Annotated in this window: 16 protein-coding genes; 9 read left to right on the top strand and 7 right to left on the bottom strand. The window is 64.6% G+C overall.

Going from position 1 to position 19,204, the window contains the following annotated elements; all coding sequences use genetic code 11:
* Positions 1 to 53: 53 nt before the first annotated feature.
* From K289_RS0110170 to K289_RS0110150, 5 genes are all read left to right on the top strand, one after another.
* A complete protein-coding gene (locus K289_RS0110170) occupies positions 54 to 671 on the top strand; it encodes a hypothetical protein (RefSeq protein WP_027551408.1) in 618 nt (205 codons plus the stop codon).
* Positions 658 to 1,278, top strand: a complete 621-nt coding sequence (locus tag K289_RS0110165) for a GNAT family N-acetyltransferase (RefSeq protein ID WP_027551407.1) — start codon at positions 658 to 660, stop codon at positions 1,276 to 1,278. The genes K289_RS0110170 and K289_RS0110165 overlap by 14 nt, the downstream gene beginning before the upstream one ends.
* Positions 1,279 to 1,303: 25 nt before the next feature.
* The gene (locus K289_RS0110160) at positions 1,304 to 1,885 is read left to right on the top strand and encodes an isochorismatase family protein (RefSeq protein ID WP_027551406.1); all 582 of its coding nucleotides are present in this window, start codon (positions 1,304 to 1,306) and stop codon (positions 1,883 to 1,885) included.
* 56 nt (positions 1,886 to 1,941) lie between these two features.
* A complete protein-coding gene (locus K289_RS51480) occupies positions 1,942 to 2,085 on the top strand; it encodes a hypothetical protein (protein WP_198024690.1) in 144 nt (47 codons plus the stop codon).
* Between the two features lie 138 nt (positions 2,086 to 2,223).
* Positions 2,224 to 3,606: an aspartate aminotransferase family protein gene (locus tag K289_RS0110150; protein WP_027551405.1), complete on the top strand. Its 1,383-nt coding sequence runs from the start codon at positions 2,224 to 2,226 to the stop codon at positions 3,604 to 3,606.
* Positions 3,607 to 3,774: 168 nt separating this feature from the next.
* Here the strand turns inward: K289_RS0110150 and rnd are convergent, their stop codons facing one another.
* From rnd to K289_RS0110115, 5 genes are all read right to left on the bottom strand, one after another.
* Positions 3,775 to 4,923, bottom strand: coding sequence for a ribonuclease D (gene rnd, locus K289_RS0110140; protein ID WP_027551404.1), 1,149 nt, complete (start codon positions 4,921 to 4,923; stop codon positions 3,775 to 3,777).
* A 418-nt stretch (positions 4,924 to 5,341) separates the two neighbouring features.
* Positions 5,342 to 6,673 carry an ABC transporter substrate-binding protein gene (locus tag K289_RS0110130; protein ID WP_027551403.1) on the bottom strand — a complete coding sequence of 444 codons (1,332 nt, stop codon included), beginning with the start codon at positions 6,671 to 6,673 and terminating at the stop codon, positions 5,342 to 5,344.
* Positions 6,674 to 6,684: 11 nt separating this feature from the next.
* Positions 6,685 to 7,554, bottom strand: a complete 870-nt coding sequence (locus K289_RS0110125; RefSeq protein ID WP_027551402.1) for a carbohydrate ABC transporter permease — start codon at positions 7,552 to 7,554, stop codon at positions 6,685 to 6,687.
* Positions 7,551 to 8,501, bottom strand: a complete 951-nt coding sequence (locus K289_RS0110120; protein ID WP_027551401.1) for a carbohydrate ABC transporter permease — start codon at positions 8,499 to 8,501, stop codon at positions 7,551 to 7,553. The genes K289_RS0110125 and K289_RS0110120 overlap by 4 nt, the downstream gene beginning before the upstream one ends.
* 1 nt (position 8,502) lies before the next feature.
* Positions 8,503 to 9,354 (bottom strand): phosphodiesterase, encoded by an 852-nt coding sequence (locus K289_RS0110115; RefSeq protein ID WP_027551400.1) that lies wholly within the window; start codon positions 9,352 to 9,354, stop codon positions 8,503 to 8,505.
* Positions 9,355 to 9,609: 255 nt separating this feature from the next.
* On the opposite strand from K289_RS0110115, the gene K289_RS0110110 reads away from it, so the two are divergent.
* Entirely contained in the window at positions 9,610 to 10,143 is a 534-nt protein-coding gene (locus K289_RS0110110; RefSeq protein ID WP_027551399.1) for a transposase, read from the top strand.
* A gap of 53 nt (positions 10,144 to 10,196) precedes the next feature.
* On the opposite strand, the gene K289_RS0110105 is transcribed toward K289_RS0110110, so the two are convergent.
* A complete protein-coding gene (locus K289_RS0110105) occupies positions 10,197 to 11,675 on the bottom strand; it encodes a YdiU family protein (protein WP_027551398.1) in 1,479 nt (492 codons plus the stop codon).
* A gap of 210 nt (positions 11,676 to 11,885) precedes the next feature.
* On the opposite strand from K289_RS0110105, the gene aspS reads away from it, so the two are divergent.
* Positions 11,886 to 13,658, top strand: a complete 1,773-nt coding sequence (gene aspS, locus K289_RS0110100; RefSeq protein ID WP_027551397.1) for an aspartate--tRNA ligase — start codon at positions 11,886 to 11,888, stop codon at positions 13,656 to 13,658.
* A gap of 211 nt (positions 13,659 to 13,869) precedes the next feature.
* On the opposite strand, the gene K289_RS0110095 is transcribed toward aspS, so the two are convergent.
* Entirely contained in the window at positions 13,870 to 15,837 is a 1,968-nt protein-coding gene (locus K289_RS0110095) for a hypothetical protein (protein ID WP_027551396.1), read from the bottom strand.
* A gap of 252 nt (positions 15,838 to 16,089) precedes the next feature.
* Between K289_RS0110095 and K289_RS0110090 the strand changes: the two genes are divergently transcribed.
* Positions 16,090 to 18,402, top strand: coding sequence for an NADP-dependent malic enzyme (locus K289_RS0110090; RefSeq protein ID WP_027551395.1), 2,313 nt, complete (start codon positions 16,090 to 16,092; stop codon positions 18,400 to 18,402).
* 285 nt (positions 18,403 to 18,687) lie between these two features.
* Positions 18,688 to 19,140, top strand: coding sequence for a DoxX family protein (locus K289_RS0110085; protein ID WP_027551394.1), 453 nt, complete (start codon positions 18,688 to 18,690; stop codon positions 19,138 to 19,140).
* The last annotated feature ends 64 nt before the right edge of the window (positions 19,141 to 19,204 follow it).

Raw genomic sequence — 19,204 nt, 5'->3', positions numbered from 1 at the left:
CTAAGCTCGTTGTCATAGCGGGGCGCGAAAACAGCGAACGATAGAGGGGTGACATGGGTATGGAAAGGGGCTCGTTTGCCGCAAGGCATCATTTCGACTCGTTGCCACTGAGCCCGGACACCGATGTCCGTTGCGCGCAATTTTCGGAAATTGCTGCGCTTTCCGACATGGCACGCCGGCTGGTGCCGGGCGTGCGGATCGGGACGGCGGAGCTTGCAAACTACTTCACCTTCGATCCCCAGAGCCTGCTCACCTTCAGCCGGAAGGGGCGCCTCGTTGGCGGCATGGCTTTCCTGTTTCTCAATGACCGCGGGCACGACGCGCTGCTGCTCGACGAAATCTGCCTGACCGCGCCTGACACGCGCCATCTCGCCGCCGCTAATGAAGAGGTGTCTGCCATCTACATCTGGGCGATCGCGGCCACGGGCCGTGGCATCGCCGGTCTCGGCAAGGCCGCGGCACATCTGCGCCAGGCGCGGTTTCGCAGTGCGGACTGCTATGCACAGCCGTCGACGCTGGCAGGACGCGACATCATGAAGGCGACGGGTTTTGAGCCCGTCCCGAGCTTTCAACCCGACCTCTGGTGTTACGAGCGGCCCTGGAACAGACAGCCGCTGCGCATGCCGGGCGCGATCATCCAAGCAAGGAGTTTTGCAGATGCACGGCACTAGGATTCCTCTCGCCAAACCAGACTCCCGCGCCATCACCGTCAGGCTTGCGCGCGATCCCAGCGATCTCATGCTCGTCACCGCCATCCGTTCCGCGGTCTATCTCGCCGAGCAGGATTGTCCTTTCGAGGAGGAGTTCGACGGCAACGATCTGGTGGCGGCGCATTTCATCGGCTTCGTCGGTAACGAGCCTGCGGGCTGCCTGCGAGTGCGCTTCTTTGGCGAATTCGCCAAGGTGGAGCGGCTCGCGGTGCGTCACCAATATCGGCGCTCGCGCGTTTCGTTCAAGCTGGTGCAGGCGAGCGTCGACTATGTGAAGCGCAAGGGGTTTCGCAAAATCTACGGCCAGGCGCAGGACCGGCTGGTCGATTTCTGGGCCCATTTCGGCGCCAAGCCGCTCGGTCACAATCGCAAAGTCACGTTCTCCGATTTCTCCTACACCGAGATGGTGCTCGAGATCGAGCCGGGTCCGGACGCCATCACGCTGGACAGCGATCCCTATGTGATCATTCGCCCCGAGGGCGACTGGGACCGGCCTGGCGTGCTCGATGCTTCCGCCGGGCGGGCGGTGACCTCGCCACTGCGTGACCTCGCGCTCGCTGATCGTTGAAATTGGCGCAGCTACAAGCAAGAAGATGCTGGATCCAACCCACGACGATCCGCCGATCCTGGTCTGCGCGGATCTCCAGGTCGAATATCTGACCCAGGGGCGTCGCCACGTCATCCTCGACGGCGATGCCGCGCTGCCGCGCTGTCTCGACCTTTTGACGCTGTGGCGCGACAATCTCTGGCCGGTGATGCACTTAAAGCGCATCGCACAGGCGGCATGGTTCAATCCGGCATCCAAGCTGACTGATTGGATCGCGGAAGCAAAGCCGCGGCCGGGAGAGATGACGTTCGAGCACCCGCTGCCCTCGGCCTACAGTTCCGCGCGGTTTGTCGACTACATGTCCAATATCCGCGCGGTCCGCTGCGTGCTACTCGGCTTTTCCCTGGATGAGACCGTCCTGGCCACAGTCGTCGACGGGTTTCATCGCAGCCATCGCTACCAGGTGGTCAGCGACGCCGTGGCCTGCCGGCAGCCAGGCGCCGACGATGCCGCCGCATACAAGCAAGCAGTGGTGAATGTCATCGGAAATTTTGCTATAATCCGCACCAGCGCCGAACTGATCAGGACCAGCGGCGCCATCGCGATGCAAGCGGGCGCGACCGGATAGGTGGACGGCGACGAGGGTGGACTAGGGCGGTGTCTCGGGGGGACGAGCTGAAGGACTTGGCGGGCGAGCTGTCACGCGCGGCCGAGAAGGCGCGCCGGCTGGGCCTGCCCACGACCGTCTATCTTCTCTCAATGGCGCTCGTCGAAGCGAGGGAGGCCGCTGAGGCCGCCGATGACGATGATGACGACGGGGCGGCCTGAACGCGGCGCGGCGACGCTTTCTGCATCGCTGCCGGGCATTTGCTGCTGGCGAAATGGCGTTGCAAGTTCTCTAGTGTCGCAATAGCCAAGTGATGACGCTGCCTGTGCCGGCGACGTAAAGCCTAGAGGATCTCCGCAATGTCGATGCTGCCGAATTCGCAAGAGGCCCGGGATGTGGCCTACCAGCTCCATCCCTACACCAACGCGCGCACCCATCAGCAGGCAGGTCCGTTGGTGATCGAGCGCGGCGAGGGGCCTTACGTCTTCGACGCAACGGGCAAGCGCTATTTCGAGGCGATGGCCGGGCTATGGAGCGTCGGGCTAGGTTTCAATGAGAAGCGGCTGGTCGAGGCCGCCTACCGGCAGATGCAGGCGCTGCCGTTCTATCATACGTTCTCCGCGAAATCGCACGGGCCCTCGATCGATCTCGCCGAGAAGCTGGTCGCGCTCGCGCCGGTGCCGATGAGCAAGGTGTTCTTCACCAATTCCGGCTCGGAAGCCAACGACACCGTGCTCAAACTGATCGCGTATCGCTCGAATGCGCTGGGACAGCCGCAGCGCAAGAAGGTGATCAGCCGCCTGCGCGCCTATCACGGCGTCACGATCGCCTCCGCAAGTCTCACGGGGCTGCCGAACAATCACCGCTCGTTCGATCTGCCGCTGCCGAACATCCTGCACACGGGCTCGCCGCATTTCTACAAGGACGGCGCGGCGGGAGAGAGTGAGGAGGCCTTTGCGACGCGGCGGGCCGAGGAGCTCGAAGCCCTCATCGTCAAGGAGGGGCCCGAGACGATCGCCGCCTTCTTCGGCGAGCCCGTCATGGGCGCGGGCGGCGTCATCGTGCCGCCGGCAACCTACTGGGACAAGATTCAGAAGGTCCTCAACAAATACGACATCCTGCTGGTCGCCGACGAAGTCATCTGCGGCTTCGGTCGCACCGGCAAGATGTTCGGCTGCGAGACCTATGGCATCAAGCCCGATGCGATCGTGGTCTCCAAGCAGATCACCTCGAGCTACTTCCCGCTGTCGGCGATCATCCTGAACGACCGTATGTTCGAGCCGGTCGCGGATGAGAGCAACAAGATCGGCGTGCTCGGCCATGGCTTCACTGCCGGCGGTCATCCCGTTGGTGCCGCCGTGGCGCTGGAAAACCTGAAGATCATCGACGAGCGCGGCCTCGTCGCGCATGCCGCCGAGACGGGTGCCTATATGCAAGGCAAGTTGCGCGAGCTCGCCGGCCATCCGCTGGTCGGCGAGGTCCGCGGCGTTGGCATGATCGCGGCGCTCGAGCTCGTGCTCGACAAGCAGCGCAAGACCGCAGCGGCAACGCCCGGTGCCGTCGGCGGCATCGCCAGCCGCATGCTGCAGGAGCGCGGCGTGATCTCGCGCAACATGCTCGACGCCATCGCCATCTGCCCGCCGCTGATCGTCAACAAGAGCCAGATCGACGAGCTCGTCACCGCGATCGCCGGCGTGCTGGACGACATGAAGGGCGAGGCGGCGAAGCTGACGCCGGCGTAGGGACGCATCAGAGATAGCCGACCCTCACCCTGAGGAGCGCGCTCTTTGCGCGCGTCTCGAACGGCGAGGCTGAGAGCCGGGCCTTCATCCTTCGAGACGCGCGTTCCGCGCTCCTCTGGGTGAGGGATTGGCGCTGTCGGCGTTGCGATTCTCGCCGATTGTCGGTCGCTACGCCCGCTTCACCCCGATCACGCGGCCCTTTTCGATCGCGAGTGCCAGCTCGCCGCGCTTGAGCTTTAGTGCGGCGTCGCCGAACAGTTCGCGGCGCCAGCCGCGCAAGGCGGGCACGTCGGCCTCGTCATCGGCCGCGATCTCTTCGAGATCGTCGACGGTCGCGATCACCTTGCTGGCGACCGCATGACGCTCCGCGGTCATGCGCAGCAAGACCTTCAACAGCTCGACGATCGCTGCACCATTGGAATTGTTGCGCGGCTTCTCCAGCTTCGGCAGCGTCGCGAAATCGCGCGCCAGTCCGCGCTCGACCGCGGCGACGATGTCCGCGCCCCATTTGGACTTCTCAAAGCCCTTCGGCACCGAGCGCAGATGAGCGAGCTTCTCCAGCGAGGTCGGCGCATGGGTTGCGATGTCGCTGATCGCCTCGTCGCGCAGCACGCGGCCGCGCGGAACGTCGCGGCTCTGCGCCTCCTGCTCGCGCCAGGCCGCCACTTCCATCAGCACCGCGAGGTCCTTCGGCTTGCGCACCCGCGTCTTCAGCCGCTCCCAGGCCCGTTCGGGGTGGAAGTCATAGGTGCGCGGCGAGGTCAGGATCTCCATCTCGATCGAGACCCATTCGCTGCGGCGGCGCTTCTTGAGGTCGGCGTCGAGCGCGGCGAACACGTCGCGCAGATGCGTGACGTCGGAGACCGCGTAATGCATCTGCTCCTTGGTCAGCGGCCGGCGCGACCAGTCGGTGAAGCGATGGGTCTTGTCCGGCCGGTGGCCGGTGACCTTCTCCACCAGCTGATCGTAGGCGATGCTGTCGCCATAGCCGAGCACCATGGCCGCGATCTGGGTGTCGAACACCGGATGCGGGATGATGTTGGCCTGGTGCCAGACGATCTCGATGTCCTGCCGGGCGGCGTGGAACACCTTCAGCACGGCCTCGTTGGCCATCAGCTCGAAGAACGGCTTGAGGTCGATACCCTCGGCCAGGGCGTCGACGACGATGGCTTCCTCGGCGCTTGCCATCTGCACCACGCACAAGAGCGGGTAGTAGGTGGTCTCGCGCAGGAACTCGGTATCGACGGTAATGACGGGGTGCTTGGCCAGCCGGCTGCAGGCAGCCGCGAGGTCAGCGGTGGTGGTAATCAGATCCATGAACGGCCCATGACACGTACATCAGCCGTTCTGCCGAAAGTGCTGTGATGTCAAGGGGCTCGTAGCGAATTCGGGCCTTGAATTTGGGTCGGAATCGCTTGAACCGTTCCAAATCCTACTCGTAGCGGATCCGCTGCGAGGGTTTGCGGGCGCAGGGCAGCGCCACCACGACCACGCACATCGCGACCAGCGCCAGTCCCAGGAACTCGAAAACCAACAGATCCACGGCAAAATCCCCCGCAAGACCGTTAGAATTGTCGGGGGCGCGTTGACGGTCTGTTAATTCTCGTGGTTACCGCGGGCGGGACGGGTCGAATGGTGGACGAGAGGTTAACGGGGGCTCGGATCGCGTGTCCCAAAACGCATTCGGCGCCCCGCATGGCGGAGCGCCGAAGGTCGTTGACTATCTTGCCGGCCCTCAGGGCAGCTTCAGCGAGGTCTCGGCGTTGTACGGCTTGAGCAGCTCGTCGGCGGCCTTCTGGGCGGCGGCGAGGGCTTCCTTGGGCTGCTTCTTGCCGTTCAGGACCAGCATCACCTCGTCCTCCAGCGTCTTGCGGACGGGCACCGTCTTGTAGGTCGCGAACCAGGGCTTTGCGACGTCGAGCTGCTCGACGGCAGTCTTTGCGTCCGGGTTCTTGTTGAGGAAGTCGACCATGTCGGGCGTCTTGTAGGCGGCCATGTTGGGCGCGAAGTAGCCGGTGGCGCGGCTCCACCAGCCGCTCTTCTCCGGCGAGGTCATCCACTTGATCAGCGTCCAGGCGGCCTTCTGCTTGTCGGCCTCGAGGCCCGCCGGAATGATCAGCGAAGCGCCGCCGATCGGCACGGCGTTGCGGACGTTGCGCGGGATGAAGGCGACCTTGTAGTTGAACTTGGCGTTGTCGCGAACATAGGTCAGCGAACCCGTCGACAGCATCATCATCGCGGCGTTGCCGGAGATGAAGGAGGTGCTCACGGCCGGACCTGGCGTGGCGCCCGGCGCATGCACCTTGTGCTTGGCGACGAGGTCGTTCCACCAGGTGAGCGCGCCGAGCATCGAGGGCGTGTCGTAATAGACCTCGCCGCCGAACTCCTCGTTGTAGTAGCGCCCGCCATTGGACATGGTGAGCGTTTCCATCATCCAGCCGCAATAATCATAGGCGCAGGGGATGGCGATGCCCCAGCGCGTGACCTTGTCGCCTTCGCGCTTGGTGAGCTTCTTGGCCCAGTCGGTGAGCTCCGCCCAGGTCTGCGGCGGCTTGTCCGGGTCGAGGCCGGCTTCCTTGGCCTGATCGGCGTTGATGTAGAGCAGCGGCGTCGAATTGTGGAAGGGCACGCCGTAGACCGAGCGGTTGATCACCGCGTTGCCTTGCAGCGCCGGGAAGAACTGGCCGAGGAACTGCTCCTTGGTGGTGCCGTCGGCGGCGATCAGGGAATCGAGATTGGTGAGCTCGTTCTCGATCTGCATGTCGAGCAGAAAGTTCGCCGACATGATCACGGCGGCGGGTGGCTTGCCGGCCTTGATCGCGGCGCGAGTCTTGATCAGCGTGTCGTCATAGGAGCCGGTGTAGACGGCGGTCGCCTTGATCGCGGGATGGCTCTCGTTGAACTCCTTGATCAGCGTGCCCATGTCGCGGGCAAGCTTGCCGTCGACGGGCACGGGGAAGAACAGGTCGATCTCGGTCGGGCCTTCGGCCATCGCCGGGAAGGCGAGGGCGCCAGCCAAAGTGCCTGCGATGGCGAGGCCAAGCATGAGCCTGCGGGAGAACAGCATCGAAAAATCTCCTATTTGATGCCTGAGGTGACGAAAGAGCTGATGAAGCGCTTCTGGAAAATGAGGAACGTGATGAGCAGCGGCGCGATCACCATGAGCGTGCCCGCGGCGATCGTGCCCCAGGCCTGGGTGCCCTCGGCCGTGGCGGTGAAGACGGACAGACCGACCGTGAGCGGCCGCTTGTCCGGCGAATTGATCACCATCAACGGCCACAGGAAGTCGTTCCAGTGGCTGGTCACGGAGATGATGGCGAAGGCGGAGAAGCTCGGCAGCGACAGCGGCACGTAGATGTGGCGGATGCGCTGGAGCAGGCCGGCGCCGTCGATCAGTGCGGCATCCTCCAGCTCGGTCGGGATCGCTTCGAAGGCCTGGCGCATCAGGAAGGTGCCGAAGGCGGAGGCGAAGAACGGCATCATCACGCCGGTGAGCGTGTCGTAGAGGCCGAGCTGCGCCACGAGCCTCAGGTTCGGCACGATCAACAGCACCGGCACCAGCATGAGCTGCATCAGGAACAGATAGAAGATCAGCGTCTTGCCGGCGAAGGCGAGGCGCGCGAACGCAAAACCCGCCAGCGTGATCGTGACGAACTGCACGAGCAGGATGCCGGTGCAGATGAAGGTGGTGTTGAGGAAATAGCGCGGGAAATCGGCGATCTCCCAGGCATCCCTGATGTTGTCGAGCGTCGGCTTCACGCTCGGGATCAGCTCGGCCATGAGGTTGATGCCGTCGGAGGCGGGGCGCAGCGTTGCCACGCCCATCCAAAGGAACGGGATCAGCCAGACGATCGCGAGCAGCACCGTCAGCGCGAAACCGAGCTTTGGCGTGATCTCGCCCCGGGTGGCGAGCGGGGCTTCCTTGAACAGTGCGTCGAACAGTTTCATGGGCCGCCCTCCCGGTTCGCAAGCGTCCGGAAGGAGAGCGCGGTCAGGGCCATCAGCGCCGCGAGCGTCAGCAGCGTCGCCGCGGAAGCCTTGCCGATGTCGTAATGCTCCACGGCCTGCTCGTAGATGTAGAACAGCACGAGGTTGGTGGCGTTCGACGGGCCGCCCTTGGTCATGACGAAGACGTGGTCGACCTGTGTCACCGCGTTGAGCGTTGCGATGACCGTGACGAACAGGAAGGTGGGCTTAAGCTCCGGCAGGATGATGTAGCGCAGCCGCATGAACGGTCCGGCGCCGTCGAGATGTGCCGCCTCCATGACGTCCTCGGGCACCGCCTGGAGCCCGGCGAGGAAGAACAGCATGTAATAGCCGGCGTTCTTCCAGATGGTGATGACCATGATCGCGTAGAGCGCGATATCGGGGTCGCCGAGCCAGTTCGGCAGCACCGGAAGCAGGCGGCCGATGTAGTAGTCGAGCAGGCCGACATTGGGCAGGAAGATAAACAGGAACAGCGCTGACGCCGCCACCATCGGGATCAGCACCGGCAGGAACAGCGCGGCGCGCAATGCGCTGGTCACCGCGTTGGTACGCGACAGCGCAAGCGCGAACAACAGCGCGAGGCCGATGCTCGGGATCGCGGTGCCGACGGCGTAGATGAGGTTGTTGACGACCGCGCCGGTGAAGGAGGGATCGGCAAGCACCGTGCCGATGTTGTCGAGGCCGACGAAGCGGACCGGCGTCTTCGGCGTTGTGCGCTGGTAGAGCGCATCGACGAACACGCGGCCCATCGCGCCATAGGTGAACAGCGCGAGAAAGATCAGTGAGGGCAGCAGCAGGAGATAGGCCGGCAGCGAGGCCTTGAGGCCAGCGGCAAATCTCCTGAGAGCATGTAGTCGCGGCGGCGCCGAGGTCGCGACCGGGAGAGCCGCGGGTCCAGCGAGGCTCATCTCATCGCGCCGCGAAGTTGAGCGCATAGTCGCGGTCGTCCGTTCCCGCCGGTGCGGCGAAGGGGAAGCGCAGACTGGTGTCGAGGAAGTCGTGGCTGTGCACGACCAGGTTTTCCTGATCGATCAGCACCACGCCATAGGCCGGTGGCTCGTGGCTCGCGAGATGGTCGGTGGCGGCGGGATCGAGCTCGAACCAGACCTGATGGTTGGTGCCGCGCAGGGTGGAGAAGGGGATCTTGCCATAGCTGCCGAAAATCGGCCGGTGCACATGGCCGAAGAAGAGGTGACGGATGCGCGAACGATAGGGCGCGATCACCTCGGCGAATTCCGCACTCTGCTTCAGCGCGATCTCGTCCATTGCGTGCACGCCGACCGGGAAGGGCGGGTGATGCATGAACACCACGAACGGCGTGTCGGCGGGCGCCGCGGCAAGCGTGTTCGCGAGCCATTCGAAACGCTTTGCGCACATCTCGCCGGCGTGGCTGGTCTCGTCCAGCGTGTCGAGGAAGACGAACAGGCCGTGCTCGGTGGTCCGCGTGCCCTGCACGAAGCCGTTGGGATCGCGCGGCGCGGCTTTGAGGCCGTCGAGGCAGGCGACGCGGCGGTCGTGATTACCCACCATGGCGATGTAGGGCATCTTGAGCGCGGCCATCGCCGCGGCGAAATCAGCGTAGGCCTCCGGTTCGCCCCAATGGGTGAGATCGCCGGTCACGACCGCAAATGCGGCATCTAGCTGGTGCTTGTTGATGTCGGCGATGGCGGCATCCAGCCGGGCGCGCGGATCGAGCCCATAGAGCTTCAGCCCGGGGCCAGCGATGTGCGTGTCGGTGATGTGGATGAATTTGAAGGGCATGGCGCGCTTGTCTGGATTTTGGGAGGACGGTCGCCTCCGGCAAGACGGCCTGCCAGCCCGTTAGAGCGCGAGTGTATCAGTTTGATGACAGCGGTTCCACGCCTACCGCATTGCACCGCAACTGCTGGATGGATCGACCGATCTCGCCACCCGGAAGGTGCGTGGGATGGCTCGGTCCGCACCAGTGTAGGGTGGATTAGCCGAAGGCGTAATCCACCACTGTGAACCAATCTCAGGTTGTGATATCCGACGAGGATGTCCGACTACCGCCGCGCATTCGTTCCCGGAGGATGCTGGTTCTTCACGGTGAATCTACTCGATCGGCGTAAGGCTCTTTTGATTGACCAGATCGGAATCTTGCGAGAGGCGGTGGCCGCAACTCGCCAGAGCTCTCCGTTCGCCATCAACGCGTTTGTAGTTCTGCCCGAGCATCTGCACGCAGTCTGGACATTGCCGCCAGGCGATTCCGGTTTTTCGATGCGCTGGCGGCTCATCAAGACCCGCTTCGCCAAAGCGCTGCCATCGACCGAGCGGTTGAGCGCGGTCCGCGCCGCGCGGAACGAACGCGGCATCTGGCAACGCCGGTTTTGGGAACATCTTATTCTCGACGAGGCCGACTACGCGCGCCACGTCGCGTATTGCTATTACAATCCCGTCAAGCATGGGCATGTCTCAAGGGTGTGCGACTGGCCGTACTCGTCGTTTCATCGCGACGTCCGCGCCGGTTTGTTTCCCGAGGATTGGGGCGGCGATTCCAATGTCGTCGGCGACTTTGGAGAGCGGGAATGAGCCGATGGTGGATTACGCCTTCGGCTAATCCACCCTACGAAGATCGACGCGCCTCACGTCCCGCAGAACGTCCTGAGAACGCGCTGATCCGGCAGCGGCGGGTCGGCGTAGGCCGCATACTCGGGCTGGTCGTCGTACGGGTTGGCCAGCACCTTCACCAGCTCCTCGAACGGCGTGTAATCGTCGTTGTTGACAGCGGCCTGGATCACCGCCTCGACGCGGTGATTGCGCGGGATGAAGGCGGGGTTGACCGCGTGCATATCGGCTTGCCGCTCGGCCGCGGACTGCGGCTCCAAGCCGGTGCGTTCGCGCCAGCGCTTCGCCCACTCGTCGAAAGCGGAGGGATCCATGAACTGCGCGCGGACGTCGCTAGCGCGGTCCTCATTGCCTGCGGCATCGCCGAGCCTGCGGAAGGTGAGGGTGAAGTCGGCCTGGTTCTTCGCCATGGCGTCGAGCAGGTCCTGGATCAGGGCCTCGTCGCCGTCACGCTCCGTGAACAGACCGACCTTCCTGCGCAGGCCAGCCTGATAGGCTTGGCTGAAGATGTCGGGGAAGGCACCGAGAATGTCCTGCGCTTCCGCGATTGCCTTCTCCTGGTCGTCGGAGAACAGCGGCAGCAGGCATTCGGCGAGCCGGGTCAGATTCCACAGCGCGATGCGTGGCTGGTTGGCATAGGCGTAGCGGCCCATCTCGTCGATCGAGGAAAACACCTGCGCCGGATCGTAGGCATCCATGAACGCGCAGGGGCCATAGTCGATGGTCTCGCCGGAGATCGAGGTGTTGTCGGTGTTCATCACGCCGTGGATGAACCCGACCAGCAGCCAGCGCGCGACCAGTTCGGCCTGGCGCGCGACGACGCCGGCGAGCAGCGCGTGATAGGGCCGCTCGGCGTTGAACAACTCCTGATAGTGGCGGGCGATGACGTGATCGGCTAGCCGGCGGATCGCGTCGGTGTCGCGGCGGACGGCAAAATACTGGAAGGTGCCGACGCGTATGTGGCTCGAGGCGACGCGCGTCAGCACCGCGCCCGGCAGCGCGGTCTCGCGGAGCACATGCTCGCCGGTGACGACGGCGGCGAGCGATCGCGTGGTCGGAATGCCCAGCGCGAACATCGCTTCGCTCACGATGTATTCGCGCAGCACCGGCCCGAGCGCGGCGCGGCCATCGCCGCGACGGGAGAAGGGGGTGGGGCCGCTTCCCTTGAGCTGGATGTCGCGGCGGACGCCGTCCTTGTCGATGACCTCGCCGAGCAGGATCGCCCTTCCGTCGCCGAGCTGGGGCACGAACTGCCCGAACTGGTGGCCGGCATAGGCCATGGCGATGGGATCGGCGCCATCAGGAACCGTCTTGCCAGCCAGGATTTCCGCGCCTTCCGGGGTCTCCAGGACCTCGGGATCGAGCCCGAGCTGAACCGCGAGCGGCCGGTTCAGCTTGATCAGCCGGGGCGCGGCGACCGGGGTCGGCGCGACCCGGGCGAAGAAGGTGTCCGGCAGCGCCGAATAGGAGTTCTGGAAGGGGAAATGAACCGTCATGGCCCTAAAGATAGGCGGGGAACGCCGATCGGCAAAGGCTCTAGCTTTGAAAGGCTTGGGCCCCAACGGTCCAAAAATGGACGTTCCGGGCCCAAAACAGGCCGCTCCCTTGGTTGCCGCCCCCGGTCTCGTCGGGTAAACCCTGCCGCAACTTCGGACCGGCCTTTTGGCCGTCCGATTCGATCCTCCGACATTGATTTTGGGACGACCATGCATCGCTACCGGTCACATACATGCGGCGCGCTCCGCGACAGCAACATCGGCGAGACGGTCCGCCTCTCAGGCTGGGTCCATCGCGTTCGCGACCATGGCGGCGTGCTGTTCATCGACCTGCGCGACCATTACGGCCTGACCCAGTGCGTGGTGGACCCGGACTCGCCGGCGTTCTCGCTGGCCGAAAAGCTGCGCTCGGAATTCGTGGTGCGGATGGACGGCAAGGCTCGCCGTCGCCCGGAAGGCACCGACAATGACGACCTGCCGACCGGCAAGGTCGAGGTCTATGTCAGCGAGATCGAGGTGCTGGGCCCCGCCGGCGACCTGCCGCTGCCAGTGTTCGGCGACCAGGAATACCCCGAGGACATCAGGCTGAAGTACCGCTTCCTCGACCTGCGTCGCGAGAAGCTGCACCAGAACATCATGACGCGCGTCGCGATCATCGACTCCATGCGCCGGCGCATGAAGGACCAGGGCTTCTTCGAGTTCAACACCCCGATCCTGACCGCGTCCTCGCCGGAAGGCGCGCGCGACTTCCTGGTGCCCTCGCGCATCCATCCCGGCAAGTTCTACGCGCTGCCGCAGGCGCCGCAGCAGTACAAGCAGCTGCTCATGATGAGCGGCTTCGACCGCTACTTCCAGATCGCGCCCTGCTTCCGCGACGAGGATCCGCGTGCCGACCGTCTGCCGGGCGAATTCTACCAGCTCGACGTCGAGATGAGCTTCGTCACGCAGGACGACGTCTTCGCAGCGATGGAGCCGGTGATCACCGGCGTGTTCGAGGAGTTCGCAAAGGGCAAGCCGGTGACCAAGGGCTGGCGCCGGATTCCGTTCGCGGAAGCCCTGCGCAAATATGGCAGCGACAAGCCGGACCTGCGCAACCCGATCGAGATGCAGGACGTCTCCGAGCACTTCCGCGGCTCCGGCTTCAAGGTGTTCGCGCGCATGCTCGAGGATCCCAAGAACCAGGTCTGGGCGATCCCCGCGCCGGGCGGCGGCAGCCGCGCCTTCTGCGACCGCATGAATTCGTGGGCGCAAGGAGAAGGCCAGCCGGGCCTCGGCTACATCATGTGGCGCGAGGGCGGCGAGGGCGCAGGTCCCCTCGCGAACAACATCGGGCCGGAGCGCACGGCTGCGATCCGCGCGCAGCTCGGCGTCAAGGAGGGCGATGCCGCCTTCTTCGTCGCCGGTGATCCCGACAAGTTCTGGAAGTTCTCAGGGCTGGCCCGCAACAAGGTCGGCGAGGAGTTGAACCTCACCGACAAGGAGCGGTTCGAACTCGCCTGGATCGTCGACTTCCCGATGTACGAGTACAACGAGGACGACAAGAAGGTCGACTTCTCCCACAACCCGTTCTCGATGCCGCAGGGCGGTCTGGAGGCGTTGAAGGGACAGGATCCGCTGACCATCAAGGCGTTCCAGTACGACATCACCTGCAACGGCTACGAGATCGCATCGGGCGGCATCCGCAACCACGTGCCGGAAGCGATGGTGAAGGCGTTCGAGATCGCCGGCTATGGCGAGCAGGAAGTGGTCGATCGCTTCGGCGGCATGTACCGCGCCTTCCAGTACGGCGCGCCGCCGCATGGCGGCATGGCGGCGGGCGTCGACCGCATCGTGATGCTGCTGTGCGGTACCACGAACCTGCGCGAGATCTCGCTGTTCCCGATGAACCAGCAGGCCATGGACCTCCTGATGGGCGCGCCCTCGGAAGCCACCACCAAGCAGCTCCGCGAGCTGCACATCCGGGTCAACCTGCCGCAGAAGTGATGCTCGATGCCTCTCCTCGCGCTTGTCCCGCCAAAGCTTCGGCGAAGGCGGATGCGGGGAGAGGCCGCATCCACATCGTCATTGCGAGCGCGGCGAAGCAATCCAGAGCACCACCGCGGCGACAGTCTGGATTGCTTCGCTGCGCTCGCAATGACGAAGAATGAGGGACCGCAGCGGGTTCAACGACCACTGCCCCCGTGGAGATCAGCCCTCAGAGCCCCGTCGACGTCTCGATCCGGAATTGCGCCAGCGCGATGATCGGTTCGGTGTTGAGGAGATCCATGAGCTGAACCAGCGGCACCTTGCCGAGCGGCGTCAGCTTGAGGGCGAGCGTCTGGCCGGGTGTCTCGACGAAGCTCGCGATCGCATCCACCGCTGCGCCTGCGTCGGGATTGGCGTCGGCGAATTGTTCGCGCTGCGCCTTGATGCCGTCGATGATCGCCTGTCGTGCGGCGTCGCGGCCGACATTCTGCATGCGCGCGAACTGCGCGATCGCGAGGTCGACGACGCCATTGTCGTGCAGGCTGAGCTCCACCGTGCCGGCCTCGATCTTCCCTGCCTCCGCCATGGCCTGCGCCGGATCGGACGTGAACACGCCACGCGGCACGTTGGCGAGTGCGACGCGGGCCTGCGCCTTGGCGAGGTTGCCAAGATCGATGGTCGCAGGCGCGAGCGCAAAGGAGCCGGACGACTCGGTCCAAGCGGCGCCGAGATCGAGATCGATCGCGAGCTTGTCGATGCCGGCCATGGTCAGTGGCATCTGCGCCGGATTGGCCGGATCGGTCGGGGCAACCATCTTCACGACCAGATTGGCTTTGCTCGGGATCGGTCCGACCAGCTGGCCCCAGTTCAGGCTGATCGTATCGATGGTCACCGATTGCTTCGCATTCCCGTAGGGCGACACCACGCCCTTGATCTCGGCGCCTTCGAGCACCCGGAACAGGCCGAGCATCTGATCCGGCGACGGCGTCTGCCCAGGGTTGGTCAGGCCCGCCGCCCAACGCATCAGGTTCGCCGCGCTGAAGGATTTGAGAGCGAAGCGGTCCATCTTGAACTGGCCCTTCGGGGACGGCGCATCGAGGCCTTCGATTGCGAATTCGCCTTGCTGGTAGCGGACCGCATTGATTCTGGCGGTTCCTTGCGGCGTTCCCATCGACGTCCTGCCGACCTCGATCTTGCCGACACGAAGACCCTCATAGAGCCCGGCGAGCTTCTCCATCACCTCGCGCGACTGCGCCGGTGTCGGGAGAACCGACCGGTCCGCCGGCATCAGCGCCAGAATCTCGGCTGGCCGGAATTTTGACGGCTGCACCGCAATCTCGTCGAAAGTGACGCCATCGACCTCGATCCGCACGCCCTGTGCCGATGTCAGCACATAGGGACCGGCGGCGATTTGCCGGTAGATGCGGTGGTAGCTGTCGTCATTAGTCTTCTGCGGATCGAGCGTGGCGGCGATCGCGGTCGCATCGAAATCATTGACCACGAGATTGGAGAGTTCGCCGGTCACCTTGTCCTGCTTGCCAGGCTGCGGCACGTTGATCGTGAAGGTGGCCCGGTCCGCCTTCATCGCATCGACCTTGCCCCGGGCGAGCTTCTGGATTGCGAGCCCCGAATAGACGATGTCGCCGCTGCCGCCGGCGTTGCTGCCGGCATCGAATGAGACGGTGAGGGTTGGGGCTACGACCGAAGATGCCGTGACGGTCGCATATTGATCGAGCACAAACCGGCAGATGTCGATGAGGGAGCTCGACGTCGGCGCGCTCTGGGCGCGGATCGGGCCGGAATAATCCCGGATCGTGACCTGCGGAATCTTGTAGGCGGCTTTCACCGGCGGTCCGACCTGCTCCAGCGTGACGTCCAGGCCGGCGAGCTCGATATTGTCTGCCGAGAAACGCGTCTCGTCGACCTGGCGGACTCCCGTGCCCTTGAGGTTTGCGATCCTGACACGGGCCTGCGGCTGCTGGGCGGGCTCGACGGCGATGTCCTCGATCGTCAGCGTCCGGCTCATCACGTCGAAGGTCACCTTGCCGTAGCTCGCCTTGCCGCCGCCGGCGCGGATCTGGTCGAACGCGGCCTCGATCTCGGCGGTGGCGCGATGTTTGGCGTAGAGGTTGAAGCCGAACCACCCGCCTGCGGCCAGCACGGCCGCTGCGATCAGGCCGATCAGGATTCTCTTCATTCCTCAGCTCCGGTTGCTCATTTTGCACTGCGCAAGCTGCCATATTCGCGAAACCTTGGCCGGTCCAGGGAAAGCTATGGTTTTCAAATATTTGACGGCGCGGCCTGTTGATGGGCTTGTAATCGGATGTTGCCACCGGGGCGTCGGCCGTGCTTCATCCCCGTTTCCATGAGCCGGAATACCGTGTGCACTGCGGCGAGCCGGTCAGGACAATGCATCTTTGAGGCCGCATAACGCGAGGCGAGACACCGCATGTCGTCTTATTCTGAAGATCTCCATTCGGCGGCACTGGCCTATCACCGTCTGCCGCGCCCCGGAAAGCTCGAGATCCAGGCGAGCAAGCCGCTCGCCAACCAGCGCGATCTCGCACTTGCCTATTCTCCGGGCGTTGCCGCCGCCTGTACCGAGATCGCCAAGAACCCGGCCGAAGCCGCCTCGCTCACGACCCGGGCCAACCTGGTCGCCGTGGTCTCGAACGGCACCGCGGTGCTGGGCCTCGGCAATATCGGCCCGCTGGCCTCGAAGCCGGTGATGGAGGGCAAGGCGGTCCTGTTCAAGAAGTTCGCCGGCATCGACGTCTTCGATATCGAGATCGCCGCCGACACCATCGATCGCGTCGTCGAGACCGTCGCGGCGCTGGAGCCGACCTTCGGCGGCATCAATCTCGAGGACATCCGCGGGCCGGAGTGCTTCGAGATCGAGGCGAGGCTGAAGGAACGCATGAAGATCCCGGTGTTCCATGACGACCAGCACGGCACCGCGATCATCGTCGCCGCCGCCATCGTCAACGGCCTCAGGCTGAACGGCAAGAAGCTGTCCGACGTCAAGATCGTGGCATCCGGGGCAGGGGCCGCGGCGATCGCAACGCTCAATCTGCTGGTGTCGATGGGCGCGCAGCGCAAGAACATCTGGGTCTGCGACATCGACGGGCTCGTGCATGAGGGCCGCAACACCTCGATGGACCGCTGGAAGGCGGTCTACGCGCAGAAGACCGACAAGCGCACGCTTGCCGACGTGATCGATGGCGCGGACATCTTCATCGGCCTCTCGGCACCGGGCGTGCTCAAGCCCGAGATGGCCAAGGCGATGGGCGACAAGCCCTTGATCATGGCGCTCGCGAACCCGACGCCGGAGATCATGCCGGAGGAGGCGCGCAAAGCCCGTCCCGACGCCATGATCTGCACCGGGCGCTCCGACTATCCGAACCAGGTCAACAACGTCCTGTGCTTTCCCTTCATCTTCCGCGGCGCGCTCGACGTCGGCGCCACCGCGATCAATGAGGAGATGAAGCACGCCGCGGTCGAGGCCATCGCGCAGCTCGCGCGCGAGGCGCCGTCCGATGCCGTCTCCCAGGGCAGCCTCGACACCGGCGAGGCGGGCGGCTTCGGCCCCGGCTCGCTGATCCCGAGCCCGTTTGATCCCCGGCTTATCTTGCGCATCGCGCCGGCGGTGGCGAAGGCGGCGATGGAGTCCGGCGTCGCGACGCGTCCCATTACCAATTTCGACGAATATCGCGCGCTGCTCGAACGCTTCGCCTTCCGCTCCGGCCTCGTCATGAAGCCGATGTTCGCGAAGGCCAAGACCCAGCCGGTCCGCGTGATCTATGCCGAAGGGGAGGACGAGCGCGTGCTGCGCGCGACCCAAGTCGTGCTGGAGGAGAAGCTGGCGCGGCCGATCCTGGTCGGGCGTCCCTCGGTGGTCGAGGCGCGCATCAAGCGCTTCGGCCTGTCGATCCGGGCGGGCAAGGACTTCGACCTCGTCAATCCCGAGGACGATCCGCGTTACCGCTCCTACGTGCAGTCCTATGTCGAGGTTGCCGGCCGCCGGGGTGTGACGCCGGATGCGGCACGCACGGTGGTGCGCACCAACAACACGGTGATCGCGGCGCTCGCGGTGACACGCGGGGAGGCGGACGCCATGCTCTGCGGCGTCGAGGGCCGCTACATGAGCCATCTGCGTCATGTCCGCGAGATCGTCGGATTCTCGCCGGGGATCAGCGACTACGCCGCGCTGGCGCTGCTGATCACCAGCAAGGGGGCCTTCTTCATTGCCGACACCCAGGTGCGGCCCAATCCGAGTGCGGAAGAGCTCGCCGAGATCGCCTCGCTCGCGGCGGTCCACGTCCAGCGCTTCAACATCAAGCCGAAGATCGCGTTCGTGTCGCACTCCGATTTTGGCGGCTACGACACCGAGTCCTCGCGCAAGATGCGCTACGCCACCCAGCTCCTGAGGGAGAAGCATCCGGAGATCGAAGCCGACGGCGAGATGCAGGGCGACACCGCGCTCTCGGCGGCGGCGCGCAGAATGGTGCTGCCGCACTCCAAGCTGGAGGGCGAGGCAAACATCTTGATCATGCCGAGCCTCGACACTGCCAACGTCGCCTATCAGATGATCAAGTCGCTGGCGGACGCGCTCCCCGTCGGCCCGATCCTGATCGGCCCGGCACGCCCCGCCCACATCCTGACCCCCTCGGTCACCGCGCGCGGCATTCTCAACATGACCGCGGTCGCCGTGGTGGAAGCCCAGGAGCGTGCGGCGCGGCAGCAGCCGAGCTTGTTCACGTAGGGCGCTGTTCTTTCACCTCGCCCCGCTTGCGGGGAGAGGTCGAATTCGAGCGCAGCTCGAATTCGGGTGAGGGGGAGCTTCCGCGATTTCAACTGTTACCGTAATCGGGGAGCCCCTCACCCCAAACCTTTGCCGTAAGAACGGGGAGAGGGAGCACACACCCGGAGCCTCGGTCGCTCGATCTTTTCAAAACCGTTTCGCAATTTCCCCGTTTGAAAACCTCAGGCGGACTCTTCATAATCACCTCAAGCGTCCCGTGCTCTAGAGTTTGCCAAGAGGCCGACCATGCCAGCGTTCGTGACTTTCGGGCGGATCCTGTTCGCCGTGCTGTTCATCTACACGGGCGCGACAAAATTGTTCGCGATCCAGGCGACGGCCGATTTCATCGCCACCAAGGTCGTGGTGCCCGAGGTGATCGCGCCGTACGCAAAGCAGGTCGAGACGGCAACCGCGATGACCACGCCGCAACTGCTGGCGATCGCGGTCGGCGCGCTCGAGATCATCGCGGGCCTGATGATCGCGCTGAACTTTGGCGCGCGATTCTTCGCGATGCTGCTGATCATCTACGTCGCGGTCGCAACCCTGCTGTTCTACGATTTCTGGAATCAGGCGCCGCCCGACAACGCCAAGATGCTGGTCGACGCGCTGAAGAACCTGTCGATCATCGGCGCTCTGTTCATGATCATCGGCTACGGCCGGGCCACGCGCCCGGTCGAGGCGGCCTACGGCGACGTCTAGCTGACGTCTCACGCCCCGTCAGCCTGGCTGGCATCCAAAGCAATCGAAGCCGAAATCTCGGGTT

Origin of the sequence: Bradyrhizobium sp. Cp5.3 (genome assembly GCF_000426265.1) — a bacterium.
GTDB classification, from domain to species: domain Bacteria; phylum Pseudomonadota; class Alphaproteobacteria; order Rhizobiales; family Xanthobacteraceae; genus Bradyrhizobium; species Bradyrhizobium neotropicale.
The sequence above is the reverse complement of the archived record's forward strand: the minus strand, read 5'-3'. Positions and strand labels throughout refer to the sequence as shown.